At 28.2% G+C, this 18,151-nt stretch carries 15 protein-coding genes; 2 read left to right on the top strand and 13 right to left on the bottom strand.

What is annotated here, in order from left to right; all coding sequences use genetic code 4:
- Positions 1-143 precede the first annotated feature (143 nt).
- From EHU54_RS01625 to EHU54_RS01595, 7 genes are all read right to left on the bottom strand, one after another.
- Entirely contained in the window at positions 144-989 is an 846-nt protein-coding gene (locus EHU54_RS01625; RefSeq protein WP_400248593.1) for an FtsX-like permease family protein, read from the bottom strand.
- Positions 990-1,746: 757 nt separating this feature from the next.
- On the bottom strand, positions 1,747-2,091 hold the full coding sequence (locus EHU54_RS01620) for a hypothetical protein (RefSeq protein ID WP_400248592.1): 345 nt from the start codon (positions 2,089-2,091) through the stop codon (positions 1,747-1,749).
- 14 nt (positions 2,092-2,105) lie between these two features.
- A complete protein-coding gene (locus EHU54_RS01615; RefSeq protein ID WP_400248590.1) occupies positions 2,106-3,188 on the bottom strand; it encodes a hypothetical protein in 1,083 nt (360 codons plus the stop codon).
- The gene (locus EHU54_RS01610) at positions 3,172-3,666 is read right to left on the bottom strand and encodes a hypothetical protein (protein WP_400248588.1); all 495 of its coding nucleotides are present in this window, start codon (positions 3,664-3,666) and stop codon (positions 3,172-3,174) included. Before EHU54_RS01610 ends, EHU54_RS01615 begins: the two co-directional genes overlap by 17 nt.
- Before the next feature lie 47 nt (positions 3,667-3,713).
- Positions 3,714-4,463, bottom strand: coding sequence for a ribonuclease III (gene rnc, locus EHU54_RS01605; protein WP_400248587.1), 750 nt, complete (start codon positions 4,461-4,463; stop codon positions 3,714-3,716).
- Positions 4,464-4,470: 7 nt separating this feature from the next.
- Positions 4,471-5,475 (bottom strand): phosphate acyltransferase PlsX, encoded by a 1,005-nt coding sequence (plsX, locus tag EHU54_RS01600; RefSeq protein WP_400248585.1) that lies wholly within the window; start codon positions 5,473-5,475, stop codon positions 4,471-4,473.
- Between the two features lie 79 nt (positions 5,476-5,554).
- Entirely contained in the window at positions 5,555-7,660 is a 2,106-nt protein-coding gene (locus tag EHU54_RS01595) for a polyribonucleotide nucleotidyltransferase (RefSeq protein WP_400248584.1), read from the bottom strand.
- 127 nt (positions 7,661-7,787) lie between these two features.
- Between EHU54_RS01595 and EHU54_RS01590 the strand changes: the two genes are divergently transcribed.
- On the top strand, positions 7,788-8,093 hold the full coding sequence (locus EHU54_RS01590; protein ID WP_400248583.1) for a rhodanese-like domain-containing protein: 306 nt from the start codon (positions 7,788-7,790) through the stop codon (positions 8,091-8,093).
- 49 nt (positions 8,094-8,142) lie between these two features.
- Here EHU54_RS01590 and dnaJ read toward each other — a convergent pair whose 3' ends face one another.
- The 5 genes from dnaJ to EHU54_RS01565 form a co-directional block, all read right to left on the bottom strand.
- Positions 8,143-9,270: a molecular chaperone DnaJ gene (gene dnaJ, locus EHU54_RS01585; protein ID WP_400248581.1), complete on the bottom strand. Its 1,128-nt coding sequence runs from the start codon at positions 9,268-9,270 to the stop codon at positions 8,143-8,145.
- A 66-nt stretch (positions 9,271-9,336) separates the two neighbouring features.
- Positions 9,337-11,118, bottom strand: a complete 1,782-nt coding sequence (dnaK, locus tag EHU54_RS01580; protein WP_400248580.1) for a molecular chaperone DnaK — start codon at positions 11,116-11,118, stop codon at positions 9,337-9,339.
- 28 nt (positions 11,119-11,146) lie between these two features.
- Complete coding sequence (locus tag EHU54_RS01575; protein ID WP_400248579.1) at positions 11,147-11,770, bottom strand: nucleotide exchange factor GrpE; 624 nt, start codon at positions 11,768-11,770, stop codon at positions 11,147-11,149.
- Positions 11,763-12,824 (bottom strand): heat-inducible transcriptional repressor HrcA, encoded by a 1,062-nt coding sequence (hrcA, locus tag EHU54_RS01570; protein ID WP_400248578.1) that lies wholly within the window; start codon positions 12,822-12,824, stop codon positions 11,763-11,765. Before hrcA ends, EHU54_RS01575 begins: the two co-directional genes overlap by 8 nt.
- An 87-nt stretch (positions 12,825-12,911) precedes the next feature.
- Positions 12,912-15,053: an ATP-dependent Clp protease ATP-binding subunit gene (locus EHU54_RS01565; protein WP_400248577.1), complete on the bottom strand. Its 2,142-nt coding sequence runs from the start codon at positions 15,051-15,053 to the stop codon at positions 12,912-12,914.
- Between the two features lie 191 nt (positions 15,054-15,244).
- On the opposite strand from EHU54_RS01565, the gene EHU54_RS01560 reads away from it, so the two are divergent.
- A complete protein-coding gene (locus EHU54_RS01560) occupies positions 15,245-16,114 on the top strand; it encodes a Cof-type HAD-IIB family hydrolase (protein WP_400248576.1) in 870 nt (289 codons plus the stop codon).
- Between the two features lie 247 nt (positions 16,115-16,361).
- Here the strand turns inward: EHU54_RS01560 and EHU54_RS01555 are convergent, their stop codons facing one another.
- Entirely contained in the window at positions 16,362-17,699 is a 1,338-nt protein-coding gene (locus EHU54_RS01555) for an Mbov_0401 family ICE element transposase-like protein (RefSeq protein ID WP_400248575.1), read from the bottom strand.
- Positions 17,700-18,151 lie beyond the last annotated feature (452 nt).

Below are 18,151 nucleotides of genomic sequence, written 5' to 3'. Positions count from 1 at the left end.
TAATTTTAAATTCCTATAATTTCTATTTTAAATATATTTTATAGGAATTTTAAAATAACTAGGTTATGCAAGAAGTCTAATAAATATGTATCTATTCAACTCTCCTTTTAAACATTAATAACAAAACATAAATAATCTCCTCATTAATTTCAATTCATTGTTTTTAAAATTGGATAACGATGGTCCATAAATTTTTTATTTAAAACAAAAGCAATAATAAACATTACAAGTAATCCTAAAAAACTAATCAAATAATCACCAATATTAACAGTTCCTGACACATATGATAACATATTAAAAATAATTTGATAGCGAATTAAGCCAATAATGGTTATCCCAATGGGAATTGAAATTACTCAGCTAATTAAAATAATTGGTAAATAAATCAAGAACAGCCGATTAAAAATTCATAAATCAGAGTACCCTAGTGCTTTAAAACTATTCAAAACTTTTAAATTATCTTTTAAAATGATATTTGTAATAATAAAAATTTGGAAAATACATGCCACAATTGAAGCAACTAAAATTAATAAATAAATTAAGAATAAAATAATTTGTAAATTAACTGTTTGTTGCAATAAAATTTTTAAATTTTGTGTTCCATTATAAATTGGTGCTGGTTCATACTCTGTTTCAAATGAAGCATCATAATTATTATTTTTATCATAAACACCAATATAATGATATGTTTCATTATCGCGTAATGCTGAATATAGGTTTGCTAAACGTTTTGGCGTTAAGCGTTGATTATTATACTTATTAATTAAAAACATATTTTTCATTCCATTATCAAATTTATCAACAACAATATAAAATATCGCACTTCGATCATTAAAATTATCTAATAAAATGTCACCAATATTAATATTATTTAAATAACGATAAGAATGATTAATAATAATTGGGTATAATTGAATCCGATAATTTTTTGGATCTCAATTAGGATTTTTACCATGAAATCATTTTTTACTTTGAATTAATTTTTTCATTTCATTAACTTGCAAAATCGCATAATTAACAACTGAACTAAAACGATTAGTTTGTGTTGCTCGTAATAAACTATCATCATCAGGTTGATCAAAACTCTTAATTTTATTAAAGAATCAATTAATATCTGTTTTTTTCTCAACATTTGGGTAAAATAACGTTGTATTATTTTTATAATCATAAAATTCAATAGCACTACCATATAGACTTTTTAAATTTCTATGACTAATAAAATTCCGATAAAAGGTTGGAATTGATAAATCAATTTTTGAATTTGTGTTAGCAATTTGATATTCGTTTAAAAACTGTTCTAATAAACTATAGTTTATTGCTTCTCGTGCATATAAATTTTCGGTATTTGCAAAAATTTCTGATTGATATGGACCATAAATAATTGGTTGATAAACTATCGTAATAATTCCATCTTCCTTACTTAGTTGATTAATAAAATATTCATAAACTGTTCCCTTAATAAATTTGGTAATTTGTTCATAATACTGGGTATCTTTACAATTTTCAACATATCATTCATAAGATCTTGCTTTAAATCATTTGTATTTAAACGACTTAATAATATTACTGTCACCAACAAATGGCCCACATACTGGATCACCAAAACCAAAAGTATTATATTTTTTTAATACTAATTCTTCTGTAAATTGTCGTATTTCGGGTTGTAATAAATAATATCCAGAAACATCCGGTTATTTAACTGCCCCGGGATTTTCATAAACTAAATAATCATATGGTGGTGTTTCACTAGCATCCATAATTATAATTATTATCATAATGATAAACATACTTCCAATTTGCATTTGTTTTTAAATTAAGATTAATTTGAATAAAATTAATAATTGTTGTTAATCCTGTAAACAACATTGCTCCGGTTAACGTTGTTACAACAAGTGTTAATAATAATTTTCACTTAGCATCTAACACAAATTTAAGACTAATTTTATATTTAAAGTTTAAATGTAATAAATGATGACCTTTTGGAATTCGTGTTTTAACTACTTTTGGTTTTAGTAAAATTAATGTTGGTCATGACACTTCAATAATAATGAATAAAAAAGCATAGAAACAAACAACAAAACTAGGTAACAAATATGTTCCAACTATTAATCACCAAGGGGAACTGAAATATAAGTAGTAAATTCTAAAAAACCTTGATAAGTAATATTTAAGATAAAAGAGAAGATTCAACTTGTTATTAATGATAATAAAGAAATAATAAATATTAATAATAAAAAACAAGAAAGAAGTAAAAACGCAATTGTTCCCGTTCCGTATCCTTGTACTTTTAAATTACCAATAATTCCCCGGTTTAATAATAATAGTTTATTAACAATCATACTAATCATAATGAAAGATGAAATTATTAATAATAATGAAATTGCAATTAAAATTGACCAAATAATATCTTCTTTATTTTTAATAAGTTCTTTCATATGATGTAATGGTGTATAAGCAACTGCAGAACGTGAAAAAGTAGCATTATCATAAACATTTGCAATATCACTTCAACTATTTTGAGCATGCAAAAAACCAGGATTTAGTTCTGTTGATGCAAAAGCAGCGTGAATACTAATTATGCTGTTAATAAGCTGTGGTGCATCATTAGTGATTTTTGTTAATAAATTTGTATATTCAGGACCACGAAGTCATAAATATGAATTATAAATAAAAGATGACTCATTTGCTGCACTATTAACATAAGCATTTGTGGCAAAACCAATCACACGATATTGGTAACCATAAATATTAAAAAGATCATTAATCTTGATTTTATTATGTAAAGCATAAGAATTATTAATAATAATTGGAGGATAATCATCGCTTACCTGATAATTTAAAAAATATTGATAATTTCCTTTTACCATAATTGGTATTGTCCAATAATATGTCTGCACACTTTGAATATAAAAGTTTTCTGCTTTAAAAATATCGTAAAGTCGCATTGTTTCACTCATTAGAGCACGATCAGCAACCGAACCAATAATAACAGAATTTAAAAGACGAGTTTGTAAGTCATAAATTCGTTTATGATTTATACTAAAATCCTTATAAGCATTAGTAAAAATTAATGTATCTGTGACTAATCTAGGATTATCTGGTGAACTTACGAATGGAATTAAGTTTGCTGGATTTTGTAAATAACTAATCAATTCATGATAATCATCATTACTAAAAAAAATAAACACTATCAGGAACAATATTAGTATTAAAGTTTAATATTACTTCACCGTTTTCCTTTAACTGTTCCATAAAATATGAATTTGAACTATTTGAAGCAAGCCATTTTCCTGACTTGTTACTTTCTGAATCCAATACAATTTGATAAGTATCTTTGCCATTTGGTTTTAACTGAAAATAAGGACTTTCTACTTTATTATTGTCTAAATCTCCATCCTCATTAATATAATTAATATTGTTTAAACCATATGATAAATTTTGATGGTTTGAAACAATTTTTAAATTATAATTAAATTGAAATGAAATATTAGTATCATACAAATCATTACCAATTAATGCCAATTGAACCGTACTTAAACTGCTTGACATAATCATTCCCCCAAACAAGGTAATAATAATTCCTAACATTAAAAATAGGCCTAAAACTTGTAAACTATTTCTAGTAAAACTTAATCAAAAATTCTTAAACAAATGTCTTATCATCATTACTTTTCATCTCCATATACTTAAATTAGTTTAGTCATATTACATTGTTATTTATTTTCGAAATGATATTTTGATTTTGTTGCTAATTTTTGTAGCGCATCACGAGCAGCTAATTGCTCAGCTTCTTTATGAGTATAACCGCATCCTTCGCCATAACGAATTCCCCCAATTTCTGCAATCACAGTATATAAAACTCGATTTCCTTCTAATGGTGGTGATTCTTTAATTAATTTATATTCTAATGTTCGTGCATCACCAGCTTGTAAAAATTCTTGTAATTCCGTTTTGTAATCTCGAATTTGATCAAAAAAACCAGGATTAGAAACCATTTGAATAAGGGTGTCATTAATAAAATTACGAACAATTTCTTCACCCAAATCAAGATATAATGCAGCAATCATTGACTCATAAATATCAGCTAAAATACGATTTTTTTCATATCCTTTTGTTTTAATTTCTCCTTTTCCTAATAATAAGAAAGGCGCTCAATTCATTTGACGAACTAATTCTGCTAATGTTCCTTCCCGAACAATTTTACTACGTAAATTAGTAATTTCACCTTCATTTTTATCAGGAAAACTTAAAAATAAGTATAAGGAAATTTCTTTTGCTAAAATTGCATCACCCAAAAATTCCATTCGTTGATAAGTATAACTTAAATTATTTTCATTTGCATAAGAATTATGAGTTAAGGCTTCTAAATAATATTGTGGTTTTTTAATAAAAACATAATACTGTTTAAAAAAAGCTTTTAACTCGAAAAAAAGTTGTTCTGGCTGTTTGTTTATAAACTGCATCGTATAATTAATCCCCCTTTAACAATTTAACTGTCATTTTTTGCACAAAATTATTGACAATTGCGGTACGAGTTAATTCTAAAGTACTAATTCATGATTTTTCATCACTACTACCATGTGTTTTAACAGCAATTGCTCTTAATCCTAAGACTAATGCTGCTGCATTATTTCGATAATCAAAGGTTTCACGAACTCCCTGAAAAGCTTTTCGTAACGAAAAAGCTTTTAATTTTCGATAAAAATTCTTTGTTAATTCATGTTTAATAACACCCATTAAATTTTTTGCCATTCCTTCCAATGTTTTTAGAGCAATATTACCAGTAAAACCATCTGTTACAATAATATCAACAACATCACTAGTAATATCACGTGGCTCAATATTTCCTTTAAAAAAAATATTTTTATTATTTGCTAATAATTTATAAGCTTCTTTATGATAATCTTTTCCTTTTGATGCTTCTTCACCAATATTTAAGATTGCCACACTTGGTTTTGGATTGTGCATAATTTCTTGCGCATAAACACTAGCCATAATTGCAAAATTAACAAGATCTTGGGCATCATTTTCTAAACTAGCACCAACATCTAGCATTAAAACAGACTTTCCCTTGTTAAGTGTTGGAATAAAAGGCATAAAAGCTGGCCGTGAAACTCCGGAAATTTCTCCCACAATAAAATGACACGCTGCTAAAAAAGCTGCAGTTGAACCACCAGATACCAAAGCATCTACTTTTTGATCACGCAATAATTCAGTTCCACGAACCATTGAACTATTTGGTTTACGACGAACTTCCATCATACTTTCTGTCATTGCAATTACTTCTGTTGTAGCAAAAATTTCATATTTTGTATTATCTAACTTTGCTGCTGCGGTGGCAGCCTTCAGTTCCTTCTCAGCTCCAATTAAAATAAAAGTAACATCGTCATATTTCTTCATAAAAACTTTCAAAGCGTCGATAATTGGTTTAATGCCTAAATCAGTTCCCATCATATCAATTGCAATTTTACTCATAATTAAATCTCCTAACTCCTTATTTAATTATAACAAATATTTTAGTTATTTATTTAAGAACCAATATTAAAAAATTAAGTTACTTTTTAGGTAATATTTCAATTAATTGTAACTTAATTTTCCCTTTCCCATCAATTTCTATTACTTTAACTTTAACAATATCGTTTAATTGAACAATATCTTCTGCTTTTTCAACATGTTGTTTAGCTAATTTAGAAATATGAATTAAACCATCAAGATTTTCTTTTAACTTAACAAAAACACCAAATTTTTCAATTTTAACAACTGGTCCAATTATTTCTTCACCAACAATAACTGGCATTGCAATTGCTTTGATTAACTGATATGCTTTTTCAATCGCTGTGCTTTCTCTATGGTAAATTGTCACTTGGCCATCATCCTCAATATCGATTTTAACATCATCTGATTTTTTAATAATAGCTGTAATCATTTTACCACCCGGACCAATAACTTCCCGAATCTTATCAACAGGAATCATAAATGTTTTCATTTTTGGTGCTGTTGGTGCTAAATGTGCTCGTGGTTCAGAAATAGTTGCTAAAACATTATCTAAAATTGTTAACCGTGCTTCTTTTGCCGCTTCTAAAGCTTCTTGGAGAATTGCCTTATTAATTCCTGCAATTTTAATGTCCATTTGTAAGGCACAAATTCCCTTTGCAGTTCCGGCTACTTTAAAGTCCATATCGCCAAGATGATCTTCCATCCCTTGAATATCAGTTAAAATAGTATAGTTATTTTTTTCTTTAATTAAACCCATTGCAATCCCAACTACTGGCGCTATAATTGGCACTCCAGCCGCCATTAGAGCTAATGTAGCAGCACAAATTGATGCTTGGGAAGTACTACCATTTGATTCTAAAACTTCGGAAACAATACGAATTGTATATGGAAACACTTTTTCGCTAGGAATAATTTGTAATAATGCTTTTTCTCCTAATGCGCCATGACCAATTTCTCGTCGTGAAGGAGGACCCATCCGCCCAGTTTCACCAACTGAAAATGGTGGAAAGTTATAATGATGCATAAAACGTTTACCTTCTTCATCGGTAATTCCATCAATAATTTGATTTTCACCTAATGCACCTAATGTTACAACTGATAAAACTTGTGTTTCACCCCTAGTGAACAAAGCACTACCATGAACAACTGGTAATATATCAATTTCACTACTTAATGGGCGAATTTGATCTAATTTTCGGCCATCTAAGCGTGTTTTATCAATTAAAATTTGGCAACGCACTTCTTGACGAATAATATTATGTAAAGCTGTTTTTAATTCTAGAGTCAATTTTTTCTGTTCTTTTTCTGAAAGTGGAACTGGAATAGAATAATTATTAATTGCTTGTTCAACTAAATCTTCAATTGTTTCATAACGTTTTGTTTTTTCTTTAATTCGAGCAGCTGTAATTAACTCTTTTGCATAATTGTTATTAACATAAGTAATAATTTCAGAACGAATTTGAAACAATTCAACTTCCATTTTTGGTACCCCAACTTTTGCAATAATTTCATGCTGAAAAGTAATTAATTGCCGAATAACATCATGTCCCGCTAAAATTGCTTGCAACATTAAACTTTCAGAAACTTCTTTTGCCCCGGCTTCAACCATATTAATTGCCTCCGCTGTTCCAGCAACAATTAATTCCATTTTGCCATTATTAATTTGTTTTAATGTTGGATTAATAATAATATTATTTTGATCAACAGTTACTAATGTTCCCGCTACTGGGCCAGCAAATGGAATTTTAGAAATACTAAGTGCTAATGATGTCGCAAATAAACTAACCACCCGCACATCATGATCATTATCAACAGCAAGAACATTAATAACAATTTGAACTTCATTACGAAAATTTTCTGAAAATAATGGCCGTAAAGCACGGTCAATTACTCGTGATGATAAAGTACCATATTCAGATGGCTTCCCTTCTCGTTTTAAAAATCCACTCGGAATTTTTCCGACTGAATATAATTTTTCTTGAAAAACAACTGTTAAAGGAAAAAAATCACCTTCACTAAGTTTGTTATTAACTGTTGCGGTTACTAAAACAACAGTATCACCATAACGTACTAAAATTGAACCACTTGCTTGTTTTGCTAATTGGCCATGCTCAACAATTAGTTCCTGATTATTTATTATTTTTTTAAATACTTGTTTTGCCATCAAAACTCTTAATTCCTCTCTGTGATACTTAATCTTCTTAATTTTATCACACATTATTTTATATTTACGATATGATATAAATATACAAAAAATAAGGAGTACACAATGAACCAAAAAAACAGTCTATATGGATAATGAAATCTTTGAAACACAAAAAGAACAAGCTTTATTATTAGATGTCCGCACTGAGATTGAATTTAAAGCATTACGACAAATTACAAATTCAATCAATGTTTATATTTTTGATTTGCTCCAAGATCCATCCCGTTACTTATCAAACAAAAACCAATTAATTATTACATTATGTAATGGTGGTAATCGCAGTAGTGAAGCAGCATTAGAATTACGACAATTAGGATATCATAATGCTTATGTTTTAAGAACTGGGATTTATGGTTATTACCATTGAAAAGAACAAGAAACAAAAAAATAAAAAGTTTTAAGCATGATATTAATATCATGCTTAAAACTTTTTTTAATAACTATAAATCTTCATAGAAATTATCAGTAATTTTAAACGAACTATTATTTCTTAACTTTTGTAAAATTGTTTTTTCTTCTGGCGATAATTTTGTTGGAATTGTTACAATCACATTAACAATTAAATCTCCTCGTTTTGTCGATGTTGGTGATTTGAAAAACCCATGATTTGGAATATTAAAAATACTATTTGTTTTTGTATTTGGTGGTAATTTCAAATGAACATCCCCATCAAAAGTTGGAACTTTAATTTCAGCTTCTAGTAAAGCATCTAAATAAGATACTGGTAAATTTAAATGAAGGTTATCATTAACCCGCTTAAAATATTTATTTGGTTTTACTGAAATTTCTAAATAAATATCTCCCCGTGGGCCATTATTTAGACCGTAGTTTCCTTTTTCACGAATTCGTAACTGTTGATTTTCATAAATTGATTTCGGTAACTCAATTTCTACTGTTTCTTTCCCACGATAATTCCCTTGACCTTTACATTTTGAACATTTATTAGTAATTACTTTTCCGCGTCCTTTACAATCAGGACAAGGTTGCTGTGATTGAATCACACCAAAAATACTACGCTGTTCAAGGTTAACATAACCATAACCATCACAAGTTGTACAAGTATGAATGTCTTTTTTAGGGTCTTTTGCTCCAGTTCCATCACACATTTCACATTTTTTATCAATATTTAAATCTAGGTTTATTTTCTTCCCAAACATTTGTTCTTTTAACGTTAATGTAACACGTGCAGCAATATTTTCCCCTCTAATTGGTTGATTACTAAAACCACGGCGTTTTTTACCACCACCAAAAAAGTTTTCAAAAATATCACCAAAACTACCAGAGAAAATATCTTCAAAATCTCCCGTACTACTAAAACCATGACTAAAGCCACCAAAACCATTGGGGTCAGTTCCAGCATGACCAAACTGATCATAATTGCGACGTTTATTTGGATCAGATAAAACTTCATAAGCTTCATTAATTTCCTTAAACTTTGCTTCGGCATCTTTCTCTTTTGAAACATCAGGATGATATTTTTTTGCTAATTGTCGAAAAGCACGTTTAATTTCATCATCAGTGGCATTACGATTAACGCCCAATACTTCATAATAGTCTCGTTTTCCCATTACCATCTTCCTACTTTCTCTTTTAAAGAAAAGATAACTAAAAAAATTTTAGTCATCATTATTGTCTTATTTATCTTTTTTGTCATCATCATTCGTAACTTCTGGTTCAGATTGATCACCTTGTTGGTCATTCATAAATTTTGAAGCTTCAGCTATTGTTTGTTCTAATGCTGCCATTTTTGCTTCTAAACCAGCATAATCTTCTTTTTCTAACAATTCTTTAATTTCTTTGGCCATTTCTTCAGAAGCTTTTAACTGTTCAGGATCCATTTTATCCTTATTTCCTTCTAAAGCTTGTGTAATTGTTGAAAGATATGACTCTGCCTTATTACGCAATTCAATGTTTTTTAATTTTTGCTCATCTTTATCTTTATTTTGTTCTGCTTCATTAATCATTCGTTGAATTTCTTCTTCTGTTAAACCACCACCATTAGTAATGGTAACTGATTGTTCTTTACTTGTTTTTAAATCTTTTGCAGTAACTGATACAATTCCGTTTGCATCAATTGAAAACTTAACTTCAATTTGGGGAATTCCTTTTGGTGCTGGTTCAATCCCAGACAATTGGAATCGTCCTAATGATTTATTATCTGCTGCCATTTTACGTTCCCCTTGTAAAACATGAATATCAACAGCTGGTTGATTATCAGCAGCGGTTGAAAACACTTGTGATTTTGATGTTGGAATTGTGGTATTACGAGGAATTAAAACAGTTGAGACTCCTCCTAATGTTTCAATACCTAATGATAATGGTGTAACATCTAATAATAAGACATCTTTTACATCACCAGCTAAAACTCCCCCTTGAATTGCTGCACCAATTGCAACAACTTCATCAGGATTAATTGTGCGGTTTGGTTCTTTTCCTAATTCATGTTTAATAACTTTTTGTACCGCTGGAATTCTCGTACTTCCTCCCACTAGTAAAACTTGGTCTAAATCACTAGGTTTTAATTTTGCATCAGCTAATGCTTTACGAACTGGTTCAATTGTTCGTTGAACAAGGCTTTTTGTCATTTCATCAAATTTTGCTCTTGTTAATGTTAGGTTTAAATGTAATGGATTTCCATCACGCGCAGTAATAAATGGTGCTGTAATTTCAGTTTGTAATTGTGAAGAAAGATTTTTTTTCGCTTTTTCTGCTTCTTCTTTCAATCGTTGCATTGCCATTTTATCTGTTTTTAAATCAATACCATTATCTTTTTTAAATTCATCAACCATTCATTGAATAATAATTTCATCAAAGTCATCTCCTCCTAAATGATTATCCCCAGCGGTTGCTAAAACCTCAAATGTTCCATCTGCTAAATCTAAGATTGAAACATCAAAAGTTCCTCCCCCTAAGTCAAATACTAAAACTTTTTGCTCTTTATCAACTTTATCAATTCCATAAGCTAATGCTGCCGCAGTTGGTTCATTAATAATTCTTTCAACTTCTAATCCAGCAATTTTTCCAGCATCTTTTGTTGCTTGTCGTTGTGCGTCATTAAAATAAGCCGGAACAGTAATAACTGCTTTTGAAACTTTTTGTCCTAATTTTTTCTCAGCATAGTTTTTTAAATAACGTAAAATTTCAGCAGAAATTTGTTCAGGACTATAATCTTTATTATTAACATGAACTTTGTCTGATGTCCCCATTTTACGTTTAATCGAACTAATTGTATTTGGGTTTGTTACTGCTTGCCGTTTTGCCGCATCTCCCACAATAATTTCTTCATTTTTAAATGAAACAACTGATGGTGTTGTTCGTTGCCCTTCGGGATTTTCTAAAACTTTAAAATCTTTTCCTTCCATCACAGCAACACATGAATTTGTTGTTCCTAAATCAATACCAATAATTTTTGCCATATTATCATACCTTCCTCTCTTAAATTAGTTATTTTGCAACTTGCACTGATGCATGACGTAAGACACGATCATGAATCATATATCCTTTTTGTAAAATTTTAACAATACATCCTGATGAAACATCAGTTGTTTCAATAATTTCAATTGCCGAATGGAAATTAGAATTAAAGTGTTCTCCTACTTTTGTCTCCATTGCGGTAATACCTTCTTCTTCAAAAACCGTTTTAAACATACGATAAATCATTTCAAACCCTGTTAAAAAGTTTTTCACTTCTGATGTTACATTAGTAACTTGCAAAGCACGTTCAAAGTTATCTAATGTTGGCAATAATTTTTCTGCCATCCCTGCTGCACGATAACGTTTAATATCAGCAACTTCTTCATGAATTCTTTTCTTTAAATTTTCACCATCAGCTAAAACTAATAATTTTTCTTCTCGCAAGCGTAAATTGTCTTTTAACAATAAATCAATTTCATGTTCTAAATCTTCAATAATTGCCAAATTATTTGCTTCAGCTGTCGGTGCTGTTGCTGTTTTCCCTGGTTCTGACGGTGAATCAGCAGGTTGATTATTTGCTAATTCTTTTCGTAATTGTTGAATTTTTTCTTTTAATTGGTTTGGCGAAGATTTATCATTTTTTTCATTACTCATTAATCTCACCCTCTCTATCTTCTTTTTGATATGCTTCTTTAATCCGATAAGCTAATCATTCAAGAACTTCATAAAGCTTATCATATTCTAACCGCTTTGGCCCTACTAAAGCAATTCCTCCTTCTTGCATATCATCAACCTTATAAGTTGTTGTCAACAAAGCCATATCATCATTGTTAAACCCTGTTTCATTCCCAATTTGAATTGAAACAAGATTTTCGCTTGGGTTATTTTGTTGTTTTTTAAAATAATCAAACGGTGAAATTGTTTCAATTAAACGAATAACTTGTTTAATTCGTTCTGGGTTATTATATTCCGGATTTTGGAGCATATATTGAATCCCATGTGTTGAATAACTTGGTTTAACAATACTTGTTAAAGCGTTAACAAATTGTTTTAAAATATATTCATAATGTTTTACTTGTTGTTCTAAAATTGGACGAATTACCTCAAATTTTGTTGGAATATCAGTTATTTTAGTATTTTCTAACCGTGTATTAAATAATTCAACAGAAATTTTTAAATCATTCATTGAACTATTTTTATCAATTGTAAACATTTTATTCTCAACATGCCCATTTGTTAAAACAAAGACAACAACTGCTTGTGTTTCAGAAATTGGCAATAATTCAATTTTTTTTAATAATTCTTCTTGAAAGTTTGGACCAACAACAACTGTTGTTAAATTTGTCATTTCACTTAAAATTTGGCCTGTTTGATCAAGAATATCATTAATTGACATATTTCGATTAACAAATAAGGCTTCAATCCGGTTTTTAATATCATCAATATTTTTCTCAACCATCAAGTTATCAACATAATAACGATAACCTTTTGTTGATGGAATTCTTCCCGATGAAACATGTTCTTTTTCTAAAAAACCTTCTTTTTCTAAAATTGCACATTCATTACGAATTGTTGCAGAAGAAGAATCTATTAAGGACGAAGCCATAATAACTTTACTTCCAACAGGCTGTGCTGTTTTTGTGTATTCTTCTACAATTACTTTTAAAATGTTTTCTTGTCGTTGGGTTAACACCAGCAGCACTTCCATTCTACAATTCTTATAAATATTTGGCAATTAACACTAAATAGTGCTAACAATTAATATTATAAATTTATCATTTAAAGAATGCAAGTGCTAATTTAATTTTGTGCTATTCTTAATAACCATTTCGTTCTTAACTACATCAATTGTATAAGATTTACCCTCTTGAACTTCTTCTGAAATAATAGCATGCGCAATTAACGATTCAAGATTTCGTTGAATATATCGCTTAATTGGCCGTGCTCCAAATTCACGATCATATCCTTCGTTTAAAATTTTTTCTAATACTTTTTCAGAATAACTAATACGAATGTTTTTACTATTTTCAATTCGTTGTGTTAATTCAGCTAATTCTTTTTCAATAATTTCTTTAATAACATCTTCTGATAAAGCATTAAAGGTCACAACATTATCAATTCGATTTAAAAACTCTGGTTTAAATTTTCTAGCTAATTCTTTTTGAATTAATAAACCAACACCATCATTATTTTCATTTAATAAATATTCTGACCCAATATTAGAAGTCATAATAATAATTGTATTTTTAAAATCAACAGTTTTACCTAATGAATCAGTTAAACGACCATCTTCTAAAATTTGCAACAAAATATTTAAAATATCAGGATGTGCTTTTTCAATTTCATCAAATAAAACAATTGAATATGGGCTTCGACGAACAGCCTCGGTTAATTGTCCACCCTGTTCATGACCAACATAACCTGGTGGCGCCCCAATTAATTTACTTACTGAATGTTTTTCCATATATTCAGACATATCTAATCGTACCATTTGTTTTTCTGAGTTAAAAAGAACATATGCTAAACTACGGGCAACTTCTGTTTTCCCAACTCCTGTTGGTCCTAAAAATAAGAAACTACCAATTGGTTTATTTGGGTCTTTAATTCCACTTCGACTACGAATAATTGCATCAGCAACTACTTGAATTGCTTCGTTTTGACCGCAAACACGACGCCGTAAAATCTTACTTAAATTTAATAATTTTGCCTTTTCTGTTTCTACTAAACGGTCAACTGGAATACCAGTTCACTTTCCAACAATTGCAGCAATATCACGTTCAGTTACATCTTCTTTCAAAAGATGTGAACCTGAAGCTTGTTTTTCTTGTTCATGTAATTGTTTTTCTAGTTTTGGTAATAAAGCATATTGAATTTCACCAGCACGATTAAAATCACCACTTAATTGCGCTTGCTCTAACTCTTTCTTCAATTGTTCAACTTGTGATTTTAAGTTTTTTAATTTAGTAATACTTTCTTTTTCCGAATTTCATTGAATATCTAATTTTTGTTGTTTTGCTTTTAATGGTTTCAATTCATTTTCAATATCAACTAACCGTTCATTAGATGCCTTATCAGTTTCTTTTTGCAAAGCTGCTTTTTCAATTTCTAACTGAACAATTCGCCGATTTAAATTATCTAATTCGGTTGGAACTGATGCAATTTCTGTTTTAATTGTTGCAGAAGCTTCATCAATTAAGTCAATTGCTTTATCTGGCAAAAACCGGTCAGTAATGTATCGAGACGATAAGTTAACTGATGCAACTAAAGCATTATCATGAATTTTAACCCCATGAAAGGTTTCAAATCGTTCTTTTAAACCTCGTAAAATTGAAATACTTTCATCAATGGTTAATTCACTGACAACTACTTTTTGAAAGCGTCGCTCTAACGCAGCATCTTTTTCAATATATAAACGATGTTCATCTAAAGTCGTTGCACCAATACAATGCAAATCGCCACGCGCTAACATTGGTTTTAATAAATTACTAGCATCCATACTACCTTGTGTCTTACCAGCTCCCACAATTAAATGCAACTCATCAATAAATAAAATAATATCGCCATTTGATTCTTTAACTTTATTTAAAACCGCTTTTAAACGTTCTTCAAATTCACCTTGAAATTTCGCACCAGCAATTAATGCTCCCATATCTAATTCATATATTGTTTTATTTTTTAAATTACTAGGAATATCACCTTTAACAATTCGCTGTGCTAGTCCTTCAACAATCGCTGTTTTCCCAACACCAGGTTCACCAATTAAGACTGGATTATTTTTTTTTCTTCGTGATAAAATTCGAATTACTCTATTAATTTCATCTTCACGCCCAATAATTGGGTCTAATTTTCCAGCAAGAGCCTCTTTATTAAGATTTTTGGCAAATTTTTCAAGAACTTTTGGATCTTTACCTGGTTCATATTGTTGTGTTAAATCCATACTTTTGCCTCCTTTAATTTTTATCACTCTATATGATTGTTTGCTAATTTTATAATTATATATTATCATACTGATTAGCAAAGTCAATTAAATACTGCTAAATTTTTAAAAATAATATAAATATAAAAATATTAGATATAATAAGAGGTACAGGGATTAGAAACATAATTATTTTTTTAGAAAGGAGTCCCATGAAATTACAACACCTAAATAAAAAACGTTTAATTCTAATTGATTTAGATGGTACAACATTGATGAATGATGGCAAAACAATCCATCCAAAAACACAAGATGTGATCAAAGAAGCTGTTAAAGCTGGGCATAAAGTATGTATTACAACTGGTCGCCCTCATCGAGCAAGTATTCGCTTTTATCGTGAATTAGGGTTAGACACCTTATTAACAAACTTTGATGGTGGTCATATTCATGACCCATTAAAACGAGAGTTTAAACGTTTAGTTTTTCCAATTTCTTATGATGTTATTATGAGTATTATCAACCATCCTGATGTAAAAAATATTGTTGCAAATGTCTTAATTGAACATTATGATAAAGCAATTTGTTGAAAAAAAGATGAGGCAATTAAAAATTACTTTCATCTTGATGATGTGGCTGATGATGAATATTTTATTGCCAATCCTTATACTGCTTGAAAAGGTCCAGCTAGTAATATGGCCTTATATTTAAACAATACTAATGAAAAAGATCAAATTTTACGAATTTTTGAAAATTTTAAAAACTCTGTCCAAGTTAACATCGGAAATTATAATAGTGGTCAGGTGCAAATAATGATAATGATTAACATTACAAATAAACTTGTTTCAAAAGGATTTGCAGCTAATATTTTAGCACAATATTATAACGTTGATATTCGTGATGTTATTGCTTTTGGTGATGAAATGAATGACTTAGAACTATTGCAAAATGTTGGTTATGGAATCGCAATGAAAAATGGAAATGACAATTTAAAAACTAATGCTCGGGGAATTACACACTTAACTAATGATGAAGGCGGCGTTGGTGATTATTTACAAAAACTATTAAAAGGAGAAAATGTTTAAAAACATTTCTTTTTTGGTTGTATGTATTAGTTGTATGTATTAGTTGTATGTATTAGTTGTATNTATTGGTTGTATGTATTATTTAAGGGTTTTAATTAATATCTTAGAAATTGTGGAATAATATACCACTTACTTATCTAAATTGTATTACTTTTAATTTTATTGTCAATAATATTTTAGTATTTTTTAAATTTTTCCACAACAAAAAATATATTTTTATTAAAATTATTTAATTTCTTATATAAAATTAATAAAGATATAGGTTTTGTTGTAAGTTTTTATTAAAATTATTAACTGAATAATTAATACTATTTTCTTCTAATGGTTCATTAGTATTAAATAAATTAATTTTATTTTTAAAATTCATCATACTAGTATTTAATTTATTTTTAAGAGTTTTTTCATGATAAGTTGCTTTTTTAATCAAAACACCCTTACAGTAATGCGATATATCACCCTCAATATGACAACCAATATTATTTCATAATGTTTGATTTCTGACACCTTCTTCATTATTTTTAATTAATCTAATTGTCTCTTTTAAGAATTTCATTTTTGCTTCTTTTATAAAAGTAGTACTGTTTTCTAAGCATTGTAATAATTCTTCATATTTACCATTAAAAAAATAATCAACTGCTTTATGATATGTTTCTTTATTTTGCTTGTTTTTACTTTGATAAGGATATAGTTTTTTAAATCTACTTGTAAGATGAAATTTATCTATCGTGTAATGTACTTTATTTTTAGGAAAATATTCTTGAATAAATTTTGCAATATTTTTAATTCAAGGTGCACCATCACCTAATACCATAATTTCAATATTGGCATTAATATCATAATAACTTATAATTAATATAAGTAATTTACTAACAAAATTAGTTAATTTACTATTTTTTCTAATATATTCTGGAATATTATCAAGCTCTATAACACCCAATTTATTTTCAATTACAGGTCTTTTTTTAGTTGATTTTGTTTTATCAAAACCAGTATAAACAGTTGAAAATATACTATGTTTTTTTATTTTCTCTTTTTCTATTTTATTTTCATTTCACATTTTTAAAAAAGTTCCATCAATTTGAATATATAAGGTATGTGGTATCTTTATTTTTTTATCAGTTTTATTAAGATAATATTCTTTATCAGTTTTTGCATTTTTCATAATATTTGAAATTGTTTTTATACAAATTTTTACATGTTCCATAGTATCTAAAATATCTTGATATGTTTTTTTCTTGCCAATAAATGATAATATTTTTTCTTTAACAGAATTATCTATTCTTTGTCATTTTTTAATTACTAAAAGTTTATCCAAAGGAAAAATATATTCTTCTTTACCTGTTTCTGGATTAATTTTATAATATCTTCTTCTTTTAAAAGTTATTTTCCCATTTAAAATAGTTAATGTTCTTGGTTTTATTTCTTTTACTTTATAATCTTTAAATTTTTTTAAAGTTTCATCAATTTTATAATTTTTAAAAATTCATTCATCACAATTTTCTAAATTTTGTTGAATAATTTCAATACTTTGTTTATCTAATAAAACATTAAAATTGTTAAAAAAGTTGTTATCAACATTTATCATTTTTTATCCTCTTTTCTTAATTTCAAACATTATCACAAAAATAATAAAAAATCAAAAAAAGATAGTAATTTTTATTTAGTATGTTACAATTAAGATGTTAATTTATTAGCAAATTAGTTAACTAAGAAGGTAAAGAAATTTACCTTTTTTTATTTTAATTAAGATGTAAATAATGAAAAAAGAACTTTGCCAAGTTCTTCGATATGTTCTATTTTGTATTTATATTTAACCATATAATTTTTATGATTGCAATTTTAATATGCAAAAAGGAGCAAAAAATGAAAGAATTTAATCCAAAAATAGCAAGTTTATCAACTTTTTATCGTAAAATTGAGCAATTTTGAGAAAATAAATCACCTAATAAACCATATACTTTGAATGATTTAACCAATGAATTCAACCTTTCTAACCGATGAAGATATGAAATTTACAAGAGCGAAAAGATAGTTCCT

Source organism: Spiroplasma sp. ald (assembly GCF_044714355.1).
In the GTDB taxonomy this organism is placed as follows: domain Bacteria; phylum Bacillota_I; class Bacilli_A; order Mycoplasmatales; family Mycoplasmataceae; genus Spiroplasma; species Spiroplasma phoeniceum.
The sequence above is the reverse complement of the archived record's forward strand: the minus strand, read 5'-3'. Positions and strand labels throughout refer to the sequence as shown.